The organism is Campylobacter bilis, assembly GCF_016806695.1.
In the GTDB taxonomy this organism is placed as follows: Bacteria; Campylobacterota; Campylobacteria; order Campylobacterales; family Campylobacteraceae; genus Campylobacter_D; species Campylobacter_D bilis.
Genome location: NZ_WUED01000004.1, coordinates 1 through 20,131, shown reverse-complemented (window position 1 = coordinate 20,131; position 20,131 = coordinate 1). Strand labels below are relative to the sequence as shown.

Below are 20,131 nucleotides of genomic sequence, written 5' to 3'. Positions count from 1 at the left end.
TATAAATTATTCTTTATAGGGTTTTAATGCATTTTTATATCCATATTCCATTTTGCCAAAGCAAATGCCATTACTGTGCTTTTACAAGCTTGAAAAATAAAAATTATGAAAAAGCTTATTTTCAAGCCTTACAAAAAGACATTGATTTTCATTTAAAGCACTTTCACATCCTAGAAAAGCAAATTAAAACTTTATTTATAGGAGGTGGAACCCCAAGCTGCGTCCAAGCCCATCATTACGAACCCATTTTCAAACTCTTAAATCCTTATCTAAGTCCTAATGCAGAAATTTCATGCGAAGCAAACCCCAATTCAACGAGTTTAAACTGGCTTAAAGCCATGAAAAATTTAGGTATCAACCGCATTTCCTTTGGAGTTCAAAGTTTTCATCCTCAAAAGCTTCATTTCCTTGGAAGAATCCATGATCAAAACATGATCTTTAAAGTCCTAGAAAAGGCGCACAAAGCAGGATTTTCAAACATTAATATCGATCTTATCTATGATACTTGTTTAGACAATAAAAAAATGCTTGAATTTGAACTCTCACATCTAGAGCAAATCAAACCCCTAATCACACATCTAAGTGCTTATAATCTAAGCTTAGAACCTCACACTGCCTTTGCTAATAAAAAACATTTTAAAAAAAATGCACCCAATTTAATGAAATTTTTCATTAAAGAACTCATACAAGCAGGTTTTTTTCAATACGAAATCAGTAATTTTGCCAAAACCCCCTCTTATATATGCAAACACAATCTTGCTTATTGGCAAGCAAAAAACCATCTAGCCTGTGGCCTTAGTGCAGTGGGGTTTTATAAAAACAAGCGTTTTTACACGACTAAAAGCTTACAAGTTTACATCCAAAACCCTATTTTTAGAAGTATAGAAAATTTAAGCCATAAAGATTTGAATTTAGAACATTTATTCTTAGGGCTTAGAAGCATCATAGGCATTGATGAAAATAAACTTGACGCTTTACAAAAAGAAAAAATAAAAACCTTACTTAAAGAGAAAAAGATATTTTATAAAAACCAAAGATATTTTAACCCCAATTTTCTTCTAAGCGATGAACTTGCTTTATATCTCTCATCTTAAATTTAACTTTTTTAAGTAAAATGTTTTCTTAAAAATACCAAATTAAAGAGTGCTAAATAATGAGTTTTAGTGAAATTATCGTGATTTTAATCGTAGCTATTTTGGTTTTAGGGCCTGAAAAACTTCCTCAAGCCATAGTACAAATAGCCAAAATTTTAAAAGCCATAAAACGCAATATAGACGATGCTAAATCAAGCATAGAAAAAGAAATTCGCATAAACGATCTCAAAGAAGAAGCTAAAAAATACAAAGACGAATTTTCAAGTGCTAATGAAAACATACGCAAAAAACTCAGCTTTGAAGAATTTGATGATCTTAAAAGAGACATCTTAGAAAAAACAAAAGCCAACTCAAGCACACATCATCACACAAACTCTGATCCTAAAGACACAAAAATACAAAATCCTATGGAAAAATAATGTTTGAAGAATTAAAACCCCATTTAATAGAATTAAGAAAACGCCTTTTCATAAGCGTAGCCTGCGTAGTAGTGATGTTTATCTTATGCTTTACTTTTAGAAGCCCTATTTTAGATATTTTAAAAGCTCCTCTTATAGAAGTTTTACCCGAAGTTTCCAAGCAAATCAACGTCATAGAAGTTCAAGAGGCTTTATTTACAGCTATAAAAGTCAGTTTTTTTGCAGCTTTTATTTTCTCTTTACCTGTGATCTTTTGGCAGTTTTGGAAATTCATAGCCCCAGGGCTTTATGAGAATGAAAAACGCCTCATCGTACCTTTTGTAAGCTTTGCAAGCATTATGTTTGCCTTAGGAACTTGCTTTTGTTATTTTATTGTCGTGCCTTTAGCTTTTAAATTCCTTATCAATTTTGGTTTGCATGAAGATTTTAATCCCGTCATCACCATAGGTGCTTATGTTGATTTTTTTACCAAAGTTGTAATAGCCTTTGGCCTAGCCTTTGAAATGCCTGTTCTTGCCTTCTTTCTTGCTAAAATAGGACTCATTGATGATAATTTTTTAAAACAACACTTTCGTATAGCCATTTTAATCATCTTTATTTTTTCAGCCTTCATGACCCCACCTGATATCCTATCCCAATTTTTAATGGCAGGGCCTCTTTGTGCGCTTTATGGACTTTCTATCTTAATCGTTGAAAAAACCAAATCCAACAAAGAAACCAATCCATGAAAGACCTTCTTCTTTCAAGCTATGATTATACCTTGCCACAAGAATACATAGCCACTTACCCCATACATCCTAAAGAAGAAGCTAAACTCTTAGTTTTCAATCGCAAAAATTCTCAAATCTTTCATACTACTTTTAAAAACTTGCAAGATTTTCTACCCGATTGTGCCTTATTTTTTAACGATACTAAAGTCATCAAAGCAAGAATTTATGGCACAAAACAAAGCGGAGCTAAAACAGAACTTTTACTCCACCAACCCTTTATAGATACAAAAAGCTTGCTTTTTTTAGTACAAATTAAAGGGCGTGTGAAAAAAGATGATATTTTATACTTCAAACAAAACCTAAAAGCACAAATCACAGAACTTTTAGACAATGGCCTTCGCATAGTGCGTTTTTTTCAAAATGATGAAATTTTAAATACCGCACAACTTTACAATCTCTTAGATCAAATAGGCCACATACCCCTACCACCCTATATCAAAAGAAAAGACCAAAACAGTGATTTAAAAGACTATCAAAGCATTTTTGCAAAAAACCCAGGAGCCATAGCCGCACCCACAGCAAGCTTGCATTTTAGTCAAAATATGCTTGAAAAACTCAGCAAAAAACACGATTTTTATCACTTAACCCTACATGTAGGTGCAGGAACCTTTAAAAGCGTAGAATGTCAAAACATACAAGATCACAAAATGCACAGCGAATTCTTTCACATCCCTAAAAACGCTTGTAAGATCATTGATTCTAATCAAGCTATTTTAGGCATAGGCACCACAGTCACAAGAAGCATAGAATACTACGTAAGAACAAAACAAAATAAAGGCTTTTGCGATCTGTTTTTACATCCTAAAAATCCGCCTTTAAGGCAAAATTATCTTTTGACCAATTTTCATTTGCCTAAATCCACTCTTATAATGCTAGTTTCAGCTTTCATAGGAAGGAAACAGTGTTTAAAGCTTTACGAACTTGCTATAAAAGAAAAATACCGTTTTTATTCCTATGGGGATGCTATGCTGATTTTATGATTTAGTTTTAAAACTCAAAGCTATTTTAGCTTGAAGCTTCAGCCAGTCTTTTTGAAGCATGATGGGAAAACCTCCATAAACTCTTCCCCCTTCTAAGTTTTTACTCACTCCACCCCGTGCTGCTACAGTGGTAAAATCCCCTATTTTCAAATGCCCACTAGTCGCACTCTGTCCTCCCATGACCACATTGCGTCCTAGTTCACTTGATCCTGAAATTCCCGTTTGAGCCACTATAATGCAATTTTGCCCTATATTGCAATTATGTCCAATTTGCACAAGATTATCCACCTTAGTCCCTGCTTTAATCACAGTACTATCAAACACCGCCCTATCTATAGTTGTACAAGCACCCACTTCGACAAAATCTTCTAAAACTACATTACCATTGTGATAAATCTTATAATGCTCCCCATTTTTATTATGTGCATAGCCAAAACCATCGCTGCCTATAACACAGTTTGCAAGCAAATGACATTTTTTACCGATTTTACTATCATTATAGATCACAACATTAGGATGGATAATGCTTTCATCACCTATACTTACATTATCTCCTATATAAGCTCCTGCCATGATCACTACATTTTCACCTATGCTTACATTATCCCCTATATAGACATTTGGCATGATTTTCGCACTTTTAGCGATATTTTGCGTTTTTTCCTTAGCATTGCTAAATAAAGGCTTAGCAAAAAGCTTACTTAAAAAAGCAAAGCTTAAATGCGGGCTTTGTGCGATTAAAGCCTTAGTATCTTTAGGCACTAAATTTTCATACTCTTTATTTACTAAAATCGCACCAGCACCTGTATTAGCTATATCTTTGACATGTTTTTCACCCTCACAATAAGTAAGCTCGGTAAAATTCGCTCTTAATAAAGAATTCAAAGCTGTAATTTCCATATCTTCGCCTTGATATTCTAAACCTAAAAATTCTACAATTTCGCTTAATTTCATTTAATCTCCATCAAAACAGATCCACTCCGAACAATATCGCTAGGATTGTATTTTTTAATCGTTTTTAAAAAATTATCAATACGATTAGCATCATCAGCAACCATTAAAAATAAAAAATTCTCATTGCTATTTGCAATAGTACCATTATAAGCTTTCAAAACAGCATCAAGCCCGCCTAAATTTTCATTCAAAGGAATTTGAACCAAAGCCATTTCCTTATCGATAAATTCCTCACTCTCTATAACCTTATAAGTAGGAATGAGTTTGTGAAGCTGCTTAACAATTTGCTCAAAAGTCCTTTCATTACCTGAAGTGACTATATTAATACGCGAAAATTCTTTATTTTCCAAAGGTGCTACAGTAAGCGAGTCTATATTATACCCTCTTCCTGAAAAAAGCCCTACTATACGCGATAAAACCCCATGCTCATTTAGCACAATCACAGATAAAACTCTTCTCATTGCTTATCCTTTGCCTTAGGTAATATCATATTATAAATAGCTCCTCCTGCAGGCACCATAGGCAAAACATCCTCAAAGCGATCTATAAGTACATTTAAAAGAGAACTTTTATCGCTTTTTAAAGCCTCATTAAAGGCCTTGCTAAATTCCTCTTTTGTAGAAATTTGATAGCCTTCACAGCCAAAACCCTGTGCTATTTTTACAAAATCTGCTTGCAAGCTTAAATCCGTTTCTGAAAAATGATCTTTATAAAACATACTTTGCCACTGTCTTACCATACCTAAAAAAGCATTGTTTAAAATAATATTTATAGTTTTTATACCATACTCATAAGCAGTCATAAGCTCTTGGATATTCATCAAAATCGATCCATCTCCTACAAAATTAACCACCACTTCATCCCCCACTGCAAGCTTTGCGCCCAAAGCCGCAGGCAAAGAATACCCCATGCTTCCTTGCCCACCGCTTGTAGCAAGCTGCCTTGGGTAATTAAAAGGATAAAACTGTGCCACCCACATTTGATGCTGCCCCACATCAGTAATAATCCTTGCTTCAGGGGCAAGCCTTGCACACTCTTGTATCACCCACTGAGGTTTTAAAACCTCATTACTATCCTCATAGCAAAGCGGATAAAGCTCATTATAACGCCTTAAAGTCTCATGCCACTGGCTAAAATCTGCATGAAATTCCTCCTTTTTAAGCTCTTCTAAAAGCTCCTTAAGCACTTCTTTAACATCTCCTACTATAGGATAATGCGCACGGATAATCTTAGAAATAGAACTAGGATCTATATCTACATGAATGATGGTTGCGTGTTTAGCAAATTCGCTTGTTTTTCCTGTGATCCTATCATCAAACCTAGCCCCTATACTCACGAGTAAATCACACTCACTCAAAGCCATATTAGCACTGTAGCTTCCATGCATTCCCGCCATTTTAAGATTTAAAGCATCATCACTCCTTAAAGTCCCAAGTGCCATTAAAGTCTCAACCACAGGAATTTTTGTCAAGCTAACAAGCTCTCTAACATACTCACTAGCATTAGCACTTACACACCCGCCCCCTAAATAAAACAAAGGCCTTTTAGCCTCTTTTAAAAGTTCAGCAAATTTTTTAATCTGCTTAGAATTGCCCTTATACACAGGCTTATAAGTTTTCATAGAAATTTGCTTAGGATATTCCCAAGCACCCAAAGTCGCGCTCACATCCTTTGGCACGTCAATATGCACAGGCCCAGGCCTGCCTGTTTTTGCTATATAAAACGCTTCTTTTAAAATACGCGGCAATTCCTCTATACAAGTTACTAAATAATTATGCTTTACACAAGGCCTTGAAATCCCCACCGCATCAATCTCTTGAAAGGCATCAGTCCCAATAAGCGAATTCGCCACCTGTCCTGAAATCAACACCAAAGGAATAGAATCACTATAAGCACTAGCCAAACCCGTGATAGTATTAGTAAAACCAGGCCCACTAGTCACTATAGCCACCCCTACTTCTCCGCTCATCCTTGCATAAGCATCCGCAGCGTGCAAGGCCGCTTGCTCATGACGCACCAAAATATGCTTAAAATACTTTTGATTATAAATCTCATCATAGATATTTAAAGCAGCCCCACCAGGATAACCAAAAACTATCTTAACATTCTCTTCTTTCAAAGCCTCACAAATCATTGCTGATCCATTTAATTCTCTCATATAAACTCCATTATTTTAAAAGCTCTTTAAGCATTAAATTCAATCTCTTCCCCTCTACTTTAAAACCCAATTCCTTCTTAGCCTCTTTCATAACCAAACCCTGATCTTTTAAAGAACTCACGCCTAAGCTTTCTATTATTCTCTTTAAAGACTCTCTTAATTCCTCATCGCTTAAAGGCTCAGGCAAATAAGCTTGAAAAAGCTCTATTTCTTTTTGTTCCTTATGGGCTAAATCCTCTCTGCCTGCTTTAACATAAAGCTCACTTGCATCTTGACGCTTTTTAATCTCACTGACTATAATCTTACAAATTCTCTCATCATCAAGCTTAATCCTCTCATCAATCTCTATTTGCTTTAAAGCCGCATTTAAAGTCCTCAAACTATCCCTTTTAAAATCTTCTTTTTGCTTCATAGCTTCTTTAATATCATTTAAAATTCTTTCTTTTAATTCCATTTTTTCTCCTTATGTAAAACTACAAGTTTTAAGGTTTAAACCAAAACCTTTCAATCCTATATAATCTTTATCGCAACTTTGTGATAAAAGCTTGATTTCTTCTATGCCAAGATACCTTAAAATTTGTGCTCCTATACCATAGTTTTTATACTGAGTAACACTTGATTTTTCTCCTTGCATGAACACTATCACTCCTCCTTCTTTACTAAGAAAACGAATCTGATCTAAAAGTCTAGAAAATTTATCTGAAGTCAAAAGCTCAAAATCACTCCCACTAATGTGAAATTTCACATTTTCGCATTTTTTTATATCTTTAAAGCAAAAAGCAATATGCTGAGTTTGATTATGATCGCTAAAAATAAATTTTTGCGCCTTAAACCCAGCTAAAATACTCTCACTTTTTGCCTCAAGCTTGATCAAACTTTCATGCTTTAAACGATACTCTATAAGATCACTTAAAGCTATCATATTTAAACCATGCTTTTGACAAAAATTTTCCAAATCCCCTCTTCTTGCCATATCTCCATCATCTTTTACGATCTCACAAATCACACAAGCCTCTTTCAAACCAGCCAATTTGCATAAATCAACAGCCCCTTCAGTATGCCCTGTGCGTTCTAAAACCCCGCCCTTTTTTGCGATTAAAGGATTAATATGTCCTGGACGGACAAAATCCCCCACCTGCGCATCTTCATTAGCAAAAATCCTTATAGTCATATTCCTCTCATAGGCACTAACACCCGTTGTAGCATTTTTCGCATCCACAGTGATAGTAAAGGCGGTTTCGTGATTAGAAGTATTCTTAGCTACCATTAAAGGAAGTTCAAATTTTTTCGCTAAACTCTCATCCAAGGCCACACAAACCACCCCGCGCGCTTCTTTTATCATGAAATTAACTTTTTCTTGAGTGCTAAATTGTGCAGCAAAAATCAAATCCCCCTCATTTTCCCTATCTTCTGCATCTACCATGACAAGCATTTTTCCCGCTTGCAAATCTTTTATCGCTTGTTCTACGCTGACAAATTTCATTATTTTTCCTTGACAAATTTTTCAAATTATAGCCAAAACTGCTTGACAAATAGATTAAAATTCATTATAATCACAATTTTAAAAATATATACACTGGGGTATCGCCAAGCGGTAAGGCAACAGGTTTTGGTCCTGTCATCCAGGGGTTCGAATCCCTTTACCCCATCCACAACTTACATCATTCTTTCACAACGCGGAGTAGAGCAGTGGTTAGCTCGTCGGGCTCATAACCCGAAGGTCGGGAGTTCAAATCTCCCCTTCGCAACCATGGTAAAATAGTAGTTTTAGCTTTGATTAAGTATTTTAAAACATACCAAATTCTGACACGGTTTTAAAGCTTAAAAAGCTAGTTAATACCCTATATTACGTGTTTTAAGACTTTTTGACACAAGTTCGGATGTGTCAAAAAAATGCTTTTAAAATGCCTAGATTTCTTTGTCGCACGCATTTTTTAAGTGCGACAAAGAAATGCATTACCTTAAGAGTATAGTTTACTAAGAAACTAATATTTTCTTAGCAAAGCTATCTAAATCATTATTTTTGCTTTCTACATATCTACTATATTTTTCTAAAGTTATAGCGGCTGAAGAATGTCCCATCATTTTGGCTATCCAATTGATGTTCATTTTTTCAGCTATCATGATAGAAGCAAAAGAATGCCTCGTCCAGTAAAACAACCTATTTCCTGTAATTCCTGCTTTTCTTACGATTTTTTTAAACTTTTTAGCAAAAAAGCTCCTATCATAAAAAATTTCATTTTTAGAATTAACAAAAATAAACTCATCGTGTTTTTTATAATTTAATTTCAAAAACTTAAATGCATTTACTACAGGCTCGATAAGATCAATAACCCTATCTGAATTTTCGGTTTTTGTTAGAGTTATTGTACCTCTTCTAAGATTTCGCCCGTTCTTAAGCCTGTGAAAAATAAAATTATTAGCATTTGTCTAAACTCTTCATCGCTTTTAGACAAAATCCTTTTAACTTCATCTAAATTAAAAGGTTTAATTTTATCTTTTCTTTTGTTTGCATTAGGAATTTTGCCAGTCAAAGTGCAAGGATTATGCGTCAAAGATGTTAATTAAGTCTTATAGCCTCGTTGTATAAAAACGATAAGACAATTCTTATATTTCTAACTCTTTTAGAACTAAGTCCTTGATTAACTAGCTCACTTTGCCACCAAGCAATGTCTACAGGCTTAATATCCTCCATTAATTTATTTTTAAAATATGGATAAATATGTTTTAAAAACATAGCCTCATATTCCATAGTGGTAAACTCTCTTCTAGAATTCATATTTCTTTCAAAAGATTGCATAGCAAAATCATAAAGATAGTTTTTATTTTTTTCACAAAATTTTGGACGGCTTTTTAATTCTTCATGCTCAATGATGACTTGATTTATATTTTTACAAAGCCAATCAATATTAGATAAACTAGCCTTTTTTCCTGTACTAAAACGATAACGCTTATTGTTTAGTTGTACATCCATATACAAGATATCATTTCTCACAGTATAAATTTTTTTACTCATTTTTACATCCTCTAAAAAATTAGAGCACATAAAATCGGTTTTAGATTTTACCATAATTTCTCCTATTTTGTATTCCTAAATTAATTCTTTAACACAACTTGTAATTTGATTATAAAAATAATCCTCAAGTTCAGAAATCAAATATTGACCCTCACCATTAATTTGTATGTTTTTTTTCGATAAGTTTTTTAATGTTTTCATCCAAACTCATAGGGTTTTGTTTATATTCTTTTACAGTTTTTAAGGCTTTATATTTAGCCTCTTTTTTAAAGAAAAAATCTACATATTTTCTTATACTTGGTAAAGAAAATTGACTTTTTCCAAAACCGCTGAGATTTAATTTATCAAGGTAAACATCTTGGATAAAATCTTTAAACCATCTTTTGGGCAAGGAGTTCACAAGCCTTTCAAGCAAATCAAGCTCAAAACCTGAATAAGATGAACGCTGTAAACAATCATCAATAAAACTTGCAAAATTACTCATTTACTCTCCTAAGTTTCGGCTTTCCGTTTTCACAAAAAACTTCTATAAATTGATTGGCAACTTTTAATTTGCGTTTAGGGGCTTTAATAACATCACTAAGATAAAATCCATGATTTTTGATTAATTTAATAAGATCTTCGTTTGCTTTATTTGCTTGTTTTAAAAACAAAAATCTCGTCCAATTGTTTTCTATGGCCTTTTTAATCAAATCATTAACATCAACTCCTTGATCAAAAAATTTTTGCATTCTTGTTGCAAGTCTTTTTAAGGCTATTTTTGTGTAGTCTTTTTTAGTCTTACACTTATGATGCATGAGCCATTCTTTCCACAATTTTTCGTCAAGCTTTTTAAATCTTGATCATGACTCTTAGATGTATTAAAACCTTCAGAGGCTAAATTATGCTTATTAAACCCCTTAATTAAAAATTTTCTTTTTCTGCCCGAGTTTTCTTCAATATCGATTAAGTCCAATTTTTTAAGCTTATTAATGGCTCTTGAAATAATGTTTTTACTAACATAAAAGACTTTTGCAAAGTCATTAAGACTAGCTTTGCAATATCCATCTTCATTGATATTAACACTTAGTTCAATCCAAATAAGTTTTTCCATAGGACTTAAATCTTTTGAATATCTTATAAAAGCGGGCGCCATTGCCACATTTAAATTGCTCATAATCTATCTTTCTTAAGTATTTTTAATCGACAATGATAAGTAAAAAGAACTCACTCATATAGAGCTAGAAGCTTCATTTAAACGATCTTGTTCGTAGTGTTAATAAATACTACGATTAATAATATAAGAATATTTTAAGTAATTTTAATTATTTATTAAAATACCATGCAAAAAGTCTTAAACTATTTTTTTATTAGTGCAAAAAAATAGTTTAAAATAAATGACAAAATTGGCAAAAATTATTAAAAATTAAAAATCAATGTCAAAACAACTATAAAATTTGCATTTTTTTCTTTATTTGCATATTAAAAAAATGATTTTATTTAAAATGTTTTGATTAAAAAATTATTTGTGGGGCGAGGCTACAGAATAAAGACAAAATACATAAAAGCATTTTAACAACAGTATTCAACCACCTTGAAAAATATTTGATTAAATTAAAAAAATTTAAGTGTCTTGTTAAAAATTAATTATATAATTTTAGAAATAAAGACAAAGTGTTTTTTATATGAAAGAAAATAGTGTGATTGACTTATTTTGTTACGTAGGCGGATTAAGCTATGGACTAAAACAAGCTGGATTAAAAATCATAGCTGGGTATGATTTGGATAAAACTTGCAAATATGCTTATGAAAAAAATATCAAGGCTAAGTTTATACAAAAAAACATTAAAGCCATTTTCCCCAAATGAAATCAAAGAACATTTTGGGGATACAAAATACAAGATTTTAGTAGGATGTGCACCTTGTCAAACCTTTTCTAAATACACTAAAGGTAAAAATAACAAAAACGATGAAAAATGGACTTTACTTGATGAATTTCTTAGACTAATAAGCGAAGTCCAACCTGAAATAATCAGTATGGAAAATGTGCCTGATTTAATCAAATATCCTATATTTGAAAACTTTATTGATAGCTTAAAACAACAAGGCTATTTTATAAATTATAAAATCATCTTTTGTCCTGATTATGGCATACCGCAAAACAGAAAAAGACTGGTTTTATTAGCTTCTAAAATCAAAATATAGACATTATAGAAAAAACCCATTGCAAGCAAAATTACATTACGGTAAAAGATACTATTGCTTTTTTACCCAAAATAAAAGCAGGAGAACAGTGTAAAACAGATGCACTACATATTGCTAAAGCCTTATCAAGTTTAAACTTAGAAAGGATTAAAGCTACCCCTAAAAATGGCGGAACTTGGAAGGATTGGCCTAAACATTTAATGCTAAAATGCCATCAAAAAAATCGGGTAAAGATTTTGGTAGCGTATATGCAAGAATGAAATGGGATGAACCTTCACCGACTCTGACTACTTTTTGCACTTCTTTAGGAAATGGTAGATTTGGTCATCCTGAACAAAACCGTGCTATAAGCTTAAAAGAAGCAAGTTTGTTACAAACTTTTCCCACTCATTATGATTTTATTGATGAGAATATTGGGATAAAAACTTCAGTTATTTCAAGACATATTGGAAATGCAGTCCCACCAAAACTAGGTCAAATAATAGGATTGAGTATTAAAAAGCATTTAAAAGATATTGATGGCATATAAAATGAAAATTAGTTTAAATAATCGAACATTTAGGAATTAATTTATACAGTAACCTACCCTCTGTATTATCAGAAATTGTTGCTAATTCTTGGGATGCAGATGCAACAGAAGTTAAAATGAACATTTATAATACTCATAAAATAGAAATCATAGACAACGGTTTTGGGATGAATGAAGAGGACATTAATAAAAAATTCTTATATGTTGGCTATAAAAAAAGAGATGATAGTTTTACTCAAACTCCAAATGGCAGAAAAGTTATGGGTAGAAAAGGAATAGGCAAACTATCTTTATTTTCAATCGCTAATAAAATTACTGTTATTAGTAAAAAAACAAATCAATCAAGCAATGCTTTTATTATGGATCTTGAAGATATTAAAAAAGCAATCAGTGAAAAAAAATATATGAGCCCATCGCACTAGATAATACTCAATTACCCATGCAAATACAAGATCAAGGAACTATTATAATTTTAGAAAATTTAAAAAGAGAACGCATCAGATATGATAATATTAGAATGAATTTAGCAAGACGCTTCTCGATTATAGATAATATCACCTTTAAAGTTATTGTAAATGGACAAGAAATTGGATTAGAAGAAAGAAATTATTTTAAAAAATTAGATTTTATTTGGTATTTTGGAGAGAAAAGTAAGAAATTTTTGACTTTATGCAAAGAAAACATAAGTTCTAAAATGCTTCAAAATAATATAAATAATGATTACTTAATTAACGGATGGATAGGCAATACTCAAGAATCTGGATTATTACAAGAAGATAATGGAAATGAAAATTTAAATAAAATTTCTATTCTTGTAAGAGGAAAAGTTGCTCAAGAAGATATATTATCAGAATTTAGAATTGGAGGATTGTATACAAAATTTTTAATAGGCGAAATTCATGCTGATTTTTTAGATGAGGATTTTTTAGATGACATAGCTACGTCTAATAGCCAAAAACTCAAAGAAGATGATCAAAGATACATTCTTTTAAAAGATTTTTAAAAAAACAACTCAGTATTATCAGCCATGAAAGACAAAAATTTAAAGAAGAAATAGGAGTAAAAGAAGCACAACAATACCAACCTATTAAAAAATGGTATGATAGCTTAGATAAAAATTTAAAAAAACAAGCAGATAAATTATTTGGAAAAATCAACCAAATCGCAAAAGAAGAAAAAGATAAAATAACCCTTATGAAACAAGGAATTTTAGCATTTGAAAACATGAAAATGCGTCATGCCTTACACTCATTAAACCAAATAAATAACGATAATTTAGAGACTTTTTTAGAGATCTTTAATAGTTATAAAGATATTGAAGTAGGGGTTTATTATACCATAATTAGCCAAAAATTAAAAATCATACAATCTTTAAAAGAAAAAATCCAAAATAATGAAAAAGAAAGGATTTTACAAGAACATATATTTGATAATTTATGGCTACTTGATCCTTCATGGGAAAGAGGTACTCAAAATGCACAAATGGAAGAAGTAATCCAAGTTCAAGCAGAAAAAGAGTCCGATAAAATAAAAAAAGGCAGAATAGATATTCATTATAGAAAAACGGCAGGAGAACACCTTATCATTGAACTTAAAAGAACTAGCGTGAATATAACATTGCCAGAAATTATAAGTCAATTAGATACATATAAAATGGCTTTAAAAGATAAGTTAAAATTAATTAATAAAGAAAATGAAATAATTGAATGCATTTTTATATGCGGCAAACTACCAAGAGATTGGCAGGATTTAAACAAGAAAAAAGAAGATCAAGATGCACTTAAGGCTAAAAGAATCAGATTACTAACCTATGATGAGTTAATAGAACAATCTTACAATGCTTATAAAGAATACATGGATGAAGAACAAGAAAGTGCAAGAATTTTAAAAATACTTAAAGAAATTGATCAAATGCAAGAATAAAGCAAAATTCTTATTTTTAAGCTTGATTTATCACTAAGCTATTCAATTTAAAGCCCTCATGGCTAAATCTTGTAAAAACTTGCTTCTATTATCACTAATTTTATCAATTTTTTCTAATAAAGTCTTAGAAAAACTTATATTAATTTGTATTTTTCATCATAATTTTGAGGTTCTTTTATACAATCACCCTTTTCTAAGGTAAGCAAAATAGCCCTTTAAAAGCTTCTTTAACATCTTTTAAAGCCTCTATCTCATTTTCTCCATCCCCCATGATATAAGGAAAATCTTTATAGCTTGCAAAATACCCTCCTCCATCTTGGGCACTTAATTTTTTAACTATAATCTCATAAGGTAAATTTAAATAATATTCTAAGTCTTTCATTTTACTCCTCCTCTTCTAAGGCTTTTAAAACCATTTTAACATAAATGATTTTTATAGGGCGTTTAAAAGGTATGGTGATGAGTTCACATTCTTTTTTTCTAAATTGATAATGCGACCCACCCTTATTAAAACACTCATATCCATGATTAATAAGCAAGTTTTTAAGCACAGAAAAATCTACATTTTAGGATTATTTTTCAAATGCTTAATCAACTTTTCTTTAGCACTCATTTTATTTCCTTTAAATGATTAAAGCAAGTCTTTATAAAAGTTTCAAGACTTTGTTAAGCTATGAAAGCTCTTTTTTGAGTTCTTTAAATTTTTTCAAAAACTCCTCAAGTGCTAATCTTGATTCTGAAGTAAAACGCATTTTTTTAATATCATCTTGCATTAAATTTACAAAATCATCACTAGTATAGCTTTTTTAAGCACATTAAGTATATGAAATCTTAATGCAGCTTGGCCTATAATATCATCCATCATTCCAAAAGGATTAGGTAAATTTCTTATGATATTATTAAGTAATAATTTCGTTCTTTGGTAGTCATACGCGCCTTCTAAGCTTGTAGCAAAGCCGTTTCCAAGTCTCACACCTTTATATCCGCCTATTTTTGAAGCCACGTTCGCATCATTGCCAAAAACCCTATCGAAATTCTTGATGATATTGATAAAATCCTTAGCTTCTTTGGAGTGAAAAGAAGCATTTTCTAATCTTTTAAAAAATTCTTTGCTATTTAACACTTCAAGATTATCATTTTTATAAAGCAATTGATTAAATACCTCTTGAAGTATATTTAACTCCATTCTAGCCATATTTTTAACATCTAACTTAGCACTAAATTTTCTAAAACATCATTTTGAGATTTAGAGGCGTTTAGTATGCTGTCAGCGACTTCTTTTACACTTACTTGGGGATCTTTTGCGGTTTTGAAAAAATCCATTTTTTGAAGCTCTTTTAAAATGCCATAATCTTGTAAAGTTTGTTTATAAAGTCTATTTGCTTTTTCAGCCATGCTAGGATTTTTAGCAAAAATTTTCTCTATACCTTCATCTATAGCGTTTTTTTAAGCTGATTGGATAAAAGGCCTTTCAAATAAGAACCATAATTTTGACTTTGATTGAACATAGAGTTTAAAAATTTTTTCGCATTATTGAGTTGTTTAAAATTTAATTCTTGGCTAAATAAAGAATTTTTTAATTCTTTTAAGAACTCATCAATTTCTGCTCCTTTTAAATTTTCCTCCATAAGTTTTATTTTTAAATTTTCATACACCCTAGGATCAAGTTTTATTTTTTCATTTTTATAAATAGAATTTAAAACTTTCTCCATCCTAGCGTAATCATTAAGAATTCCTCTTTCATAGCTTCTTAAAATATCGCTAATTTCAGCTTTATTAAGATCTAATCTTGAAAGTTCAGCCTTTAAATTTTGGGTAGAATAATTAAAAATTTGTTTTAATTTCTCACCCGCTTTAGCGTTATTTTTAGCAATCTCAGATAAAATTATCGCTCCTTGATCAAAACTTCTTAAAAGATTAAAAAGTTTGCCCTGGGCTTCTCTTAGATTTTTCATAGTAAAAAGCTTACTAAATTTATCAAAAAACTTGCCTAATTTAGAATCTTCTTCATATTTTTTTCTTAAAATACTCACTGGCCTCATTTATAAAAGCATTGCCCTCTTTTATCCATTTTTTGCGCTTCTTTCCATTCAGGATCATTTTTTAATTGTTCTACTTGTAAAGAGTTGATAAAAAGCACATAGACTTCATCTTTATACTCAAACCCACCTTCATTAACCACTTTAACCTCTAAAGGCTTAGTGATAAAACCACTTGTACTATCATAAGTTCTTCCGTTTTTAGCCATAGATATGGCATGTTTTATGGTTTTTACACTTAAAACATCTCCTTTTTTAAGCTCGGTTTTTACATAGTCTTTTACCTTAGTCCCACTTTTAGCACTGTCTTTAAAACCTTTAGTTTTATCGGCTATGACTACATTGGTTAGATCATTTACTAAGGTTGCTGCCATCATTTTTTGTACCAAATCACTCATCCAGTCTTGCAAACTATCGCTTGCCTCTCTAATATAATCAATCCCCCTTAGTTTTTTCATAAGCTAAGTTTTCACTTTGCAAAGAATTGCCCTTAGTAACAGGCTCTATTTGATGGGTTAAAAAATTAAGAGTGTCTCTATTTGATTCAAAATTAGTATTACCGCTTACGCCTTTTCCAGTAAGCCCTGTTTTAATTTTTTCTCTGCTGTAAGGTGAAAGATCATTGATCACCCTAGTGATTATGCCTCTGCTCTTTTTTTGCCCCGCTAAAATCAAAAAGCGATTTTCTTTAAAATAAGATTTTTCTATATCATTTGCTATATCAACACAAACAAGTGGATCGCTTGCCCAGCGACTAAGTCTTTCATCCGAAATATCTAATGCCATTTTCTCTCCTTAGTATCTATTCATAGGTAAATCATGATTTCTTACATCATTTAAACTCATACTCTCATCTGCATAAACAGAATTATATTTTTGAGGCAAAGAAGGTTTTTCTATATTATTTTCTTTCATAAAAAATTCTAAAAGCCTCGTTAAACCTTCCATAGGTTCCATATTTGCAAGTTCATCTTGTTTTCTTTTGCTAAGATCATTAATATAAAAATCTTCCAAAGCCTGTAAGCTAATTTGAGGGTGTTTGTTTTGAAATTCTTGCTTGATAGCAAAAACCCTTCCCCCTCTTTCTTTATCCTGTATGATAGCTCTAAGCTCTTCAATTTTTTTCATCTTAGGAACCATTTGAGAGTTTATATAATCTTTTTTTAGTCTTTCATAGTGCATGAAAAAACCTTTTTTGTCTTCAAAAAACAAATTTTACAAGGCCTCGTCTTGTTCAACTTCATCTATGAAAGCCTCTATAAACTCTGAGTTTATAGCCTCATTGCTTTGATCAAGCTCTTTTTGCATAACCTCAAGCTGGGCTAATTCTTGTGCTGTATCAAAATGTTTTTGATACGAAGCTTCATTCGCCATTTTTTCTCCTTATAAATTTTTTATGAAATATAGCTTTTTTTAATTTTAAAAAATAGTGCTGTAAATTATTAAAATTTTTTTAAACTTTTTAAAAATAATCCCAAAAATGTAGATTTTTTTTAAAAATACTTGTGATATAATGTATTTTCCAATACAAAATAATGTTTTGGAATATGAAAATTTATATTTTTAAGGAACATTAAATGAAATTTTTTAATGTTTTTAATAGGGATTTTAGGCACTAGTGCATTTGCTGATGTGTATGTTAATGGGTATTATAGGAAAGACGGTACTTACGTTGAACCGCATTATAGAAGCAATCCTAATGATACTACATACGATAATTGTACTACTAAAGGCAACAGAAATCCTTATACAGGAAAATATGGAACAAGAGTTCCTTATGATTATTAATGTTAGCTTGTTGTTAAAATAAGCTAACATAAAGCTTGCTTGTATTACTAATAAAGAAATAAATTCTACTGATAATAATGTTGAGTTTTTGCTAAAAATAGTCCAATTATGTTTATGTTTGGATCTAGCCTTTCTAATAGTATATTCTTGCAAGCTTTAAAATGTCCACCTGTTGTTAATACATCATCTATTAAGACTATAGCTTCGTTAAAAAATACGGAGGATAAAATACTATTTTTTCTTTTAAATCATTAGGGTTTCTACAGCCATTATTGTGTGCAGGTATCAAATTATCTTTAACATCAAAACAATCAAATATTTGATAATTATTATCTAATTTTAATAATTCTTCCTAAATTACCTTTATAATAAAGAAATTTTATATAGGTGTTTTTTAAATTTTTTGGGAATTGATAATTGTGTTGTGTTAAAATTGAAAAGTCTTTTTTGTCTAGTTTTAAAAGAAAATTTTGTATTTTTCCCTTTTCTTTTTCAGAGATAAGGTCTTGTTGTATTATTTTCAAATCTTTGAATTTTTTAGACTAGAATTTTTAACACTACTCCATATAAATTCATACTTTAGCATTTCTTCATACAAGTTTATAGAATTTAAAGTTAGCATAACAAATCCTTTTTTATAAAAAACTATTGTATTTTATCACAATCAAACTTATAATTTTTTATACTCTCATCATCAACTTCATGGTTTGGAACTTCATAGCACTCTTTAAAACTATCAGTTTTTAGTATTTTAATATAAGAACTAGGAATGGCTATATTGTTTTGTATCCTTTGGGGAATACGATCATAATTAACCAAATTTAAAACTTCCAAACTTCCAAGTTTTAAGGCTATTTGTCTTTCTCTTTTTTCAATCTTGCTCCAAACTCTTTGATTGATTTGAGGGTTTTGCGGGGTGATATTATTCATTAAAAAGGTGCTTCTTTGTGCTTGCGTAGTTTTTCTCATTGAAGCATTAGAAACAGTGTGTCCTCTATCATAACCACTGTTTTTATAATCACTCCATGTGCTGCGGTATTTTTTAGGTATGCTTGTGTCTTCTTCAAAGCATGGGCGTTTTTTATTTGGTCACCTTGTAAGTTTTTAGTTTCTAATTTATAAGCTACGGCTTTAGTGCCCTTGAGTTTATAATCGTAACAATTTAAATAAAAAAATTTATTTAAAACCTGGGAACAGTTTTCTTCACTAAAATACCTAGCAAAATCTTTGCTAGGCTCATATTGAGTATAATCGACTAATGCTAAAGTACTTAATAATAGTGTTATAAGTTTTTTCATTTTAATTATATTGTATTTATAGACACAAATGCTTGTATTAAATTAGCTTGTCTTGCTTGAAGCTCATTTTCTTTACAGAAAATAAACAAATCATCATTTTGTTTTTGTATATTAAAATCATAAAAAATGGCTTGTAAGTCTTTTAATCTTTCTTCAGAGTCAAAATCTAAACCCCTTAATGATAACATTCTTAAGGTTTCACTCCCATCACTAAGCTTTATGCAATCATCTTTTTTTGTGCATATAAAAATCGGGTTATAACTCCATAAAGATTATCATTTATTTTACTTATATGAAAATTAGTTTTGGTATAGTCAAAATAAGAGTCCATTAAATTTTCTATCTAACACTGAGTTTTTCCTTTTTTTAACGCAACCAGATATCTTAGTTTTAGCTTGTTTTAACTTTCTTTCTTGTCTTTAAATGTACTTGTGTTAAGCTTTAGAAAGTATTTTAATTGTCTTAGATTTTCTGTAATTAGAAATATTTTTTATTGACTTCATTATTGACTTTACTAAAATTTTTAAATAATTTATTGACCTATTTTAAAATGCAAAATTCTCTTAAACCCTTATACATTTTAACCTCCTTTTAAAACAATATATTTTATCATTACATAATTATTTTTTATATTTTATCTTACTTTAAAGGAACACTTATGAAAGCTTGCAATACTCTCTGGGGGGGGAATGCTTCAAAGGAACATTAATGTCTAAAAACACTTCATCTTCTAATCATGCTTTGTTTTTAAAAAATCCTTTATCATCTAATGAAAATTCTGAGGGGGGGGGTATTTAAAATCTAAATACTCTGATTTAAAAAAACAAATAATTTAAGATCAAAGAATTTAACTTCAAAGAATTTAAAATCAAAAAAACCAAATTCTAAAAAACTAGCCCTATCCTTAGCTACCATATCCTTACTAAGTTCTTGTGCTATGGCACAAATTAGTGGACCACAATATGCTTTTTACTCCTTT

At 30.8% G+C, this 20,131-nt stretch carries 29 protein-coding genes, 2 tRNA genes and 3 pseudogenes; 13 read left to right on the top strand and 21 right to left on the bottom strand.

Annotated elements, in window-relative coordinates; all coding sequences use genetic code 11:
• Positions 1 to 26 precede the first annotated feature (26 nt).
• From hemW to queA, 4 genes are read left to right on the top strand one after another with little or no spacing between them, the layout of a single operon-like run.
• Positions 27 to 1,094 carry a radical SAM family heme chaperone HemW gene (gene hemW, locus GRQ01_RS02455; RefSeq protein ID WP_158334265.1) on the top strand — a complete coding sequence of 356 codons (1,068 nt, stop codon included), beginning with the start codon at positions 27 to 29 and terminating at the stop codon, positions 1,092 to 1,094.
• Positions 1,095 to 1,153: 59 nt separating this feature from the next.
• Positions 1,154 to 1,513: a Sec-independent protein translocase protein TatB gene (gene tatB / locus GRQ01_RS02450; RefSeq protein WP_158334264.1), complete on the top strand. Its 360-nt coding sequence runs from the start codon at positions 1,154 to 1,156 to the stop codon at positions 1,511 to 1,513.
• Positions 1,513 to 2,241 (top strand): twin-arginine translocase subunit TatC, encoded by a 729-nt coding sequence (tatC, locus tag GRQ01_RS07660; RefSeq protein ID WP_158334263.1) that lies wholly within the window; start codon positions 1,513 to 1,515, stop codon positions 2,239 to 2,241. Before tatB ends, tatC begins: the two co-directional genes overlap by 1 nt.
• Positions 2,238 to 3,263: a tRNA preQ1(34) S-adenosylmethionine ribosyltransferase-isomerase QueA gene (gene queA / locus GRQ01_RS02445; RefSeq protein ID WP_158334262.1), complete on the top strand. Its 1,026-nt coding sequence runs from the start codon at positions 2,238 to 2,240 to the stop codon at positions 3,261 to 3,263. Before tatC ends, queA begins: the two co-directional genes overlap by 4 nt.
• Here queA and lpxD read toward each other — a convergent pair.
• From lpxD to GRQ01_RS02420, 5 genes are read right to left on the bottom strand one after another with little or no spacing between them, the layout of a single operon-like run.
• Positions 3,258 to 4,217: a UDP-3-O-(3-hydroxymyristoyl)glucosamine N-acyltransferase gene (gene lpxD, locus GRQ01_RS02440; protein WP_158334261.1), complete on the bottom strand. Its 960-nt coding sequence runs from the start codon at positions 4,215 to 4,217 to the stop codon at positions 3,258 to 3,260. The two genes, queA and lpxD, sit on opposite strands and share 6 nt — an antisense overlap.
• Entirely contained in the window at positions 4,214 to 4,678 is a 465-nt protein-coding gene (gene ilvN / locus GRQ01_RS02435; RefSeq protein ID WP_158334260.1) for an acetolactate synthase small subunit, read from the bottom strand. The genes lpxD and ilvN overlap by 4 nt, the downstream gene beginning before the upstream one ends.
• A complete protein-coding gene (locus GRQ01_RS02430) occupies positions 4,675 to 6,375 on the bottom strand; it encodes an acetolactate synthase large subunit (protein ID WP_158334259.1) in 1,701 nt (566 codons plus the stop codon). The genes ilvN and GRQ01_RS02430 overlap by 4 nt, the downstream gene beginning before the upstream one ends.
• Positions 6,376 to 6,385: 10 nt before the next feature.
• Positions 6,386 to 6,829 carry a GatB/YqeY domain-containing protein gene (locus GRQ01_RS02425; protein WP_158334258.1) on the bottom strand — a complete coding sequence of 148 codons (444 nt, stop codon included), beginning with the start codon at positions 6,827 to 6,829 and terminating at the stop codon, positions 6,386 to 6,388.
• 9 nt (positions 6,830 to 6,838) lie between these two features.
• Positions 6,839 to 7,858 (bottom strand): bifunctional 3,4-dihydroxy-2-butanone 4-phosphate synthase/GTP cyclohydrolase II, encoded by a 1,020-nt coding sequence (locus GRQ01_RS02420; RefSeq protein WP_158334257.1) that lies wholly within the window; start codon positions 7,856 to 7,858, stop codon positions 6,839 to 6,841.
• 94 nt (positions 7,859 to 7,952) lie between these two features.
• On the opposite strand from GRQ01_RS02420, the gene GRQ01_RS02415 reads away from it, so the two are divergent.
• Positions 7,953 to 8,027, top strand: a tRNA-Gln gene (locus tag GRQ01_RS02415).
• Positions 8,028 to 8,050: 23 nt separating this feature from the next.
• Positions 8,051 to 8,126: transfer RNA gene (locus GRQ01_RS02410), tRNA-Met, on the top strand.
• A gap of 226 nt (positions 8,127 to 8,352) precedes the next feature.
• Here GRQ01_RS02410 and GRQ01_RS02405 read toward each other — a convergent pair.
• The 5 genes from GRQ01_RS02405 to GRQ01_RS02385 form a co-directional block, all read right to left on the bottom strand.
• On the bottom strand, positions 8,353 to 8,706 hold the full coding sequence (locus GRQ01_RS02405; RefSeq protein ID WP_228892765.1) for a tyrosine-type recombinase/integrase: 354 nt from the start codon (positions 8,704 to 8,706) through the stop codon (positions 8,353 to 8,355).
• Between the two features lie 229 nt (positions 8,707 to 8,935).
• Positions 8,936 to 9,445, bottom strand: a complete 510-nt coding sequence (locus tag GRQ01_RS02400) for a tyrosine-type recombinase/integrase (protein ID WP_158334255.1) — start codon at positions 9,443 to 9,445, stop codon at positions 8,936 to 8,938.
• Positions 9,446 to 9,548: 103 nt separating this feature from the next.
• Positions 9,549 to 9,875 carry a hypothetical protein gene (locus tag GRQ01_RS02395; RefSeq protein ID WP_158334254.1) on the bottom strand — a complete coding sequence of 109 codons (327 nt, stop codon included), beginning with the start codon at positions 9,873 to 9,875 and terminating at the stop codon, positions 9,549 to 9,551.
• Entirely contained in the window at positions 9,868 to 10,188 is a 321-nt protein-coding gene (locus GRQ01_RS02390) for a hypothetical protein (protein WP_158334253.1), read from the bottom strand. The genes GRQ01_RS02395 and GRQ01_RS02390 overlap by 8 nt, the downstream gene beginning before the upstream one ends.
• On the bottom strand, positions 10,146 to 10,484 hold the full coding sequence (locus tag GRQ01_RS02385; protein ID WP_193699210.1) for a MarR family transcriptional regulator: 339 nt from the start codon (positions 10,482 to 10,484) through the stop codon (positions 10,146 to 10,148). The genes GRQ01_RS02390 and GRQ01_RS02385 overlap by 43 nt, the downstream gene beginning before the upstream one ends.
• A gap of 571 nt (positions 10,485 to 11,055) precedes the next feature.
• Between GRQ01_RS02385 and GRQ01_RS07740 the strand changes: the two genes are divergently transcribed.
• The 6 genes from GRQ01_RS07740 (at position 11,056) to GRQ01_RS02365 (ending at position 14,027) form a co-directional block, all read left to right on the top strand.
• Positions 11,056 to 11,238: a DNA cytosine methyltransferase gene (locus tag GRQ01_RS07740; RefSeq protein ID WP_265331898.1), complete on the top strand. Its 183-nt coding sequence runs from the start codon at positions 11,056 to 11,058 to the stop codon at positions 11,236 to 11,238.
• A complete protein-coding gene (locus GRQ01_RS07655) occupies positions 11,177 to 11,575 on the top strand; it encodes a DNA cytosine methyltransferase (RefSeq protein WP_265331897.1) in 399 nt (132 codons plus the stop codon). Before GRQ01_RS07740 ends, GRQ01_RS07655 begins: the two co-directional genes overlap by 62 nt.
• A 208-nt stretch (positions 11,576 to 11,783) precedes the next feature.
• Entirely contained in the window at positions 11,784 to 12,104 is a 321-nt protein-coding gene (locus GRQ01_RS07650) for a DNA cytosine methyltransferase (RefSeq protein ID WP_227656228.1), read from the top strand.
• A 17-nt stretch (positions 12,105 to 12,121) separates the two neighbouring features.
• Positions 12,122 to 12,526, top strand: coding sequence for an ATP-binding protein (locus GRQ01_RS02375; protein WP_203121159.1), 405 nt, complete (start codon positions 12,122 to 12,124; stop codon positions 12,524 to 12,526).
• A gap of 17 nt (positions 12,527 to 12,543) precedes the next feature.
• Entirely contained in the window at positions 12,544 to 13,107 is a 564-nt protein-coding gene (locus GRQ01_RS02370; protein WP_158334250.1) for a hypothetical protein, read from the top strand.
• A gap of 191 nt (positions 13,108 to 13,298) precedes the next feature.
• The gene (locus tag GRQ01_RS02365; protein WP_158334249.1) at positions 13,299 to 14,027 is read left to right on the top strand and encodes a PDDEXK family nuclease; all 729 of its coding nucleotides are present in this window, start codon (positions 13,299 to 13,301) and stop codon (positions 14,025 to 14,027) included.
• 42 nt (positions 14,028 to 14,069) lie between these two features.
• On the opposite strand, the pseudogene GRQ01_RS07755 reads toward GRQ01_RS02365, so the two are convergent.
• The 9 genes and pseudogenes from GRQ01_RS07755 to GRQ01_RS02320 all read right to left on the bottom strand — a co-directional run bounded on the left by GRQ01_RS07755 (position 14,070) and on the right by GRQ01_RS02320 (position 17,440).
• A pseudogene (locus GRQ01_RS07755) lies at positions 14,070 to 14,409 on the bottom strand (type II toxin-antitoxin system HicB family antitoxin).
• Between the two features lies 1 nt (position 14,410).
• Positions 14,411 to 14,640 (bottom strand): annotated as a pseudogene (locus GRQ01_RS02355) (type II toxin-antitoxin system HicA family toxin).
• Positions 14,641 to 14,805: 165 nt separating this feature from the next.
• Positions 14,806 to 15,222 (bottom strand): hypothetical protein, encoded by a 417-nt coding sequence (locus tag GRQ01_RS02350; protein ID WP_158334248.1) that lies wholly within the window; start codon positions 15,220 to 15,222, stop codon positions 14,806 to 14,808.
• 11 nt (positions 15,223 to 15,233) lie between these two features.
• The gene (locus GRQ01_RS02345) at positions 15,234 to 15,422 is read right to left on the bottom strand and encodes a hypothetical protein (protein ID WP_158334247.1); all 189 of its coding nucleotides are present in this window, start codon (positions 15,420 to 15,422) and stop codon (positions 15,234 to 15,236) included.
• A 38-nt stretch (positions 15,423 to 15,460) separates the two neighbouring features.
• On the bottom strand, positions 15,461 to 16,060 hold the full coding sequence (locus tag GRQ01_RS02340) for a hypothetical protein (protein WP_158334246.1): 600 nt from the start codon (positions 16,058 to 16,060) through the stop codon (positions 15,461 to 15,463).
• 5 nt (positions 16,061 to 16,065) lie between these two features.
• On the bottom strand, positions 16,066 to 16,524 hold the full coding sequence (locus tag GRQ01_RS02335) for a DUF4043 family protein (protein ID WP_158334245.1): 459 nt from the start codon (positions 16,522 to 16,524) through the stop codon (positions 16,066 to 16,068).
• Positions 16,502 to 16,852, bottom strand: coding sequence for a hypothetical protein (locus tag GRQ01_RS02330; protein WP_158334244.1), 351 nt, complete (start codon positions 16,850 to 16,852; stop codon positions 16,502 to 16,504). Before GRQ01_RS02330 ends, GRQ01_RS02335 begins: the two co-directional genes overlap by 23 nt.
• A 9-nt stretch (positions 16,853 to 16,861) precedes the next feature.
• Positions 16,862 to 17,248 carry a hypothetical protein gene (locus GRQ01_RS02325; RefSeq protein ID WP_158334243.1) on the bottom strand — a complete coding sequence of 129 codons (387 nt, stop codon included), beginning with the start codon at positions 17,246 to 17,248 and terminating at the stop codon, positions 16,862 to 16,864.
• Between the two features lie 33 nt (positions 17,249 to 17,281).
• Entirely contained in the window at positions 17,282 to 17,440 is a 159-nt protein-coding gene (locus GRQ01_RS02320; RefSeq protein WP_193699209.1) for a hypothetical protein, read from the bottom strand.
• 216 nt (positions 17,441 to 17,656) lie between these two features.
• On the opposite strand from GRQ01_RS02320, the gene GRQ01_RS02315 reads away from it, so the two are divergent.
• The gene (locus tag GRQ01_RS02315) at positions 17,657 to 17,854 is read left to right on the top strand and encodes a hypothetical protein (protein WP_158334242.1); all 198 of its coding nucleotides are present in this window, start codon (positions 17,657 to 17,659) and stop codon (positions 17,852 to 17,854) included.
• A 645-nt stretch (positions 17,855 to 18,499) separates the two neighbouring features.
• Here GRQ01_RS02315 and GRQ01_RS02310 read toward each other — a convergent pair.
• Together GRQ01_RS02310 and GRQ01_RS02305 are read right to left on the bottom strand one after the other, a co-directional pair.
• Positions 18,500 to 19,152: pseudogene (locus GRQ01_RS02310) on the bottom strand (DNA/RNA non-specific endonuclease).
• Between the two features lie 5 nt (positions 19,153 to 19,157).
• Complete coding sequence (locus tag GRQ01_RS02305) at positions 19,158 to 19,373, bottom strand: DUF1828 domain-containing protein (protein WP_228892759.1); 216 nt, start codon at positions 19,371 to 19,373, stop codon at positions 19,158 to 19,160.
• Positions 19,374 to 20,131 lie beyond the last annotated feature (758 nt).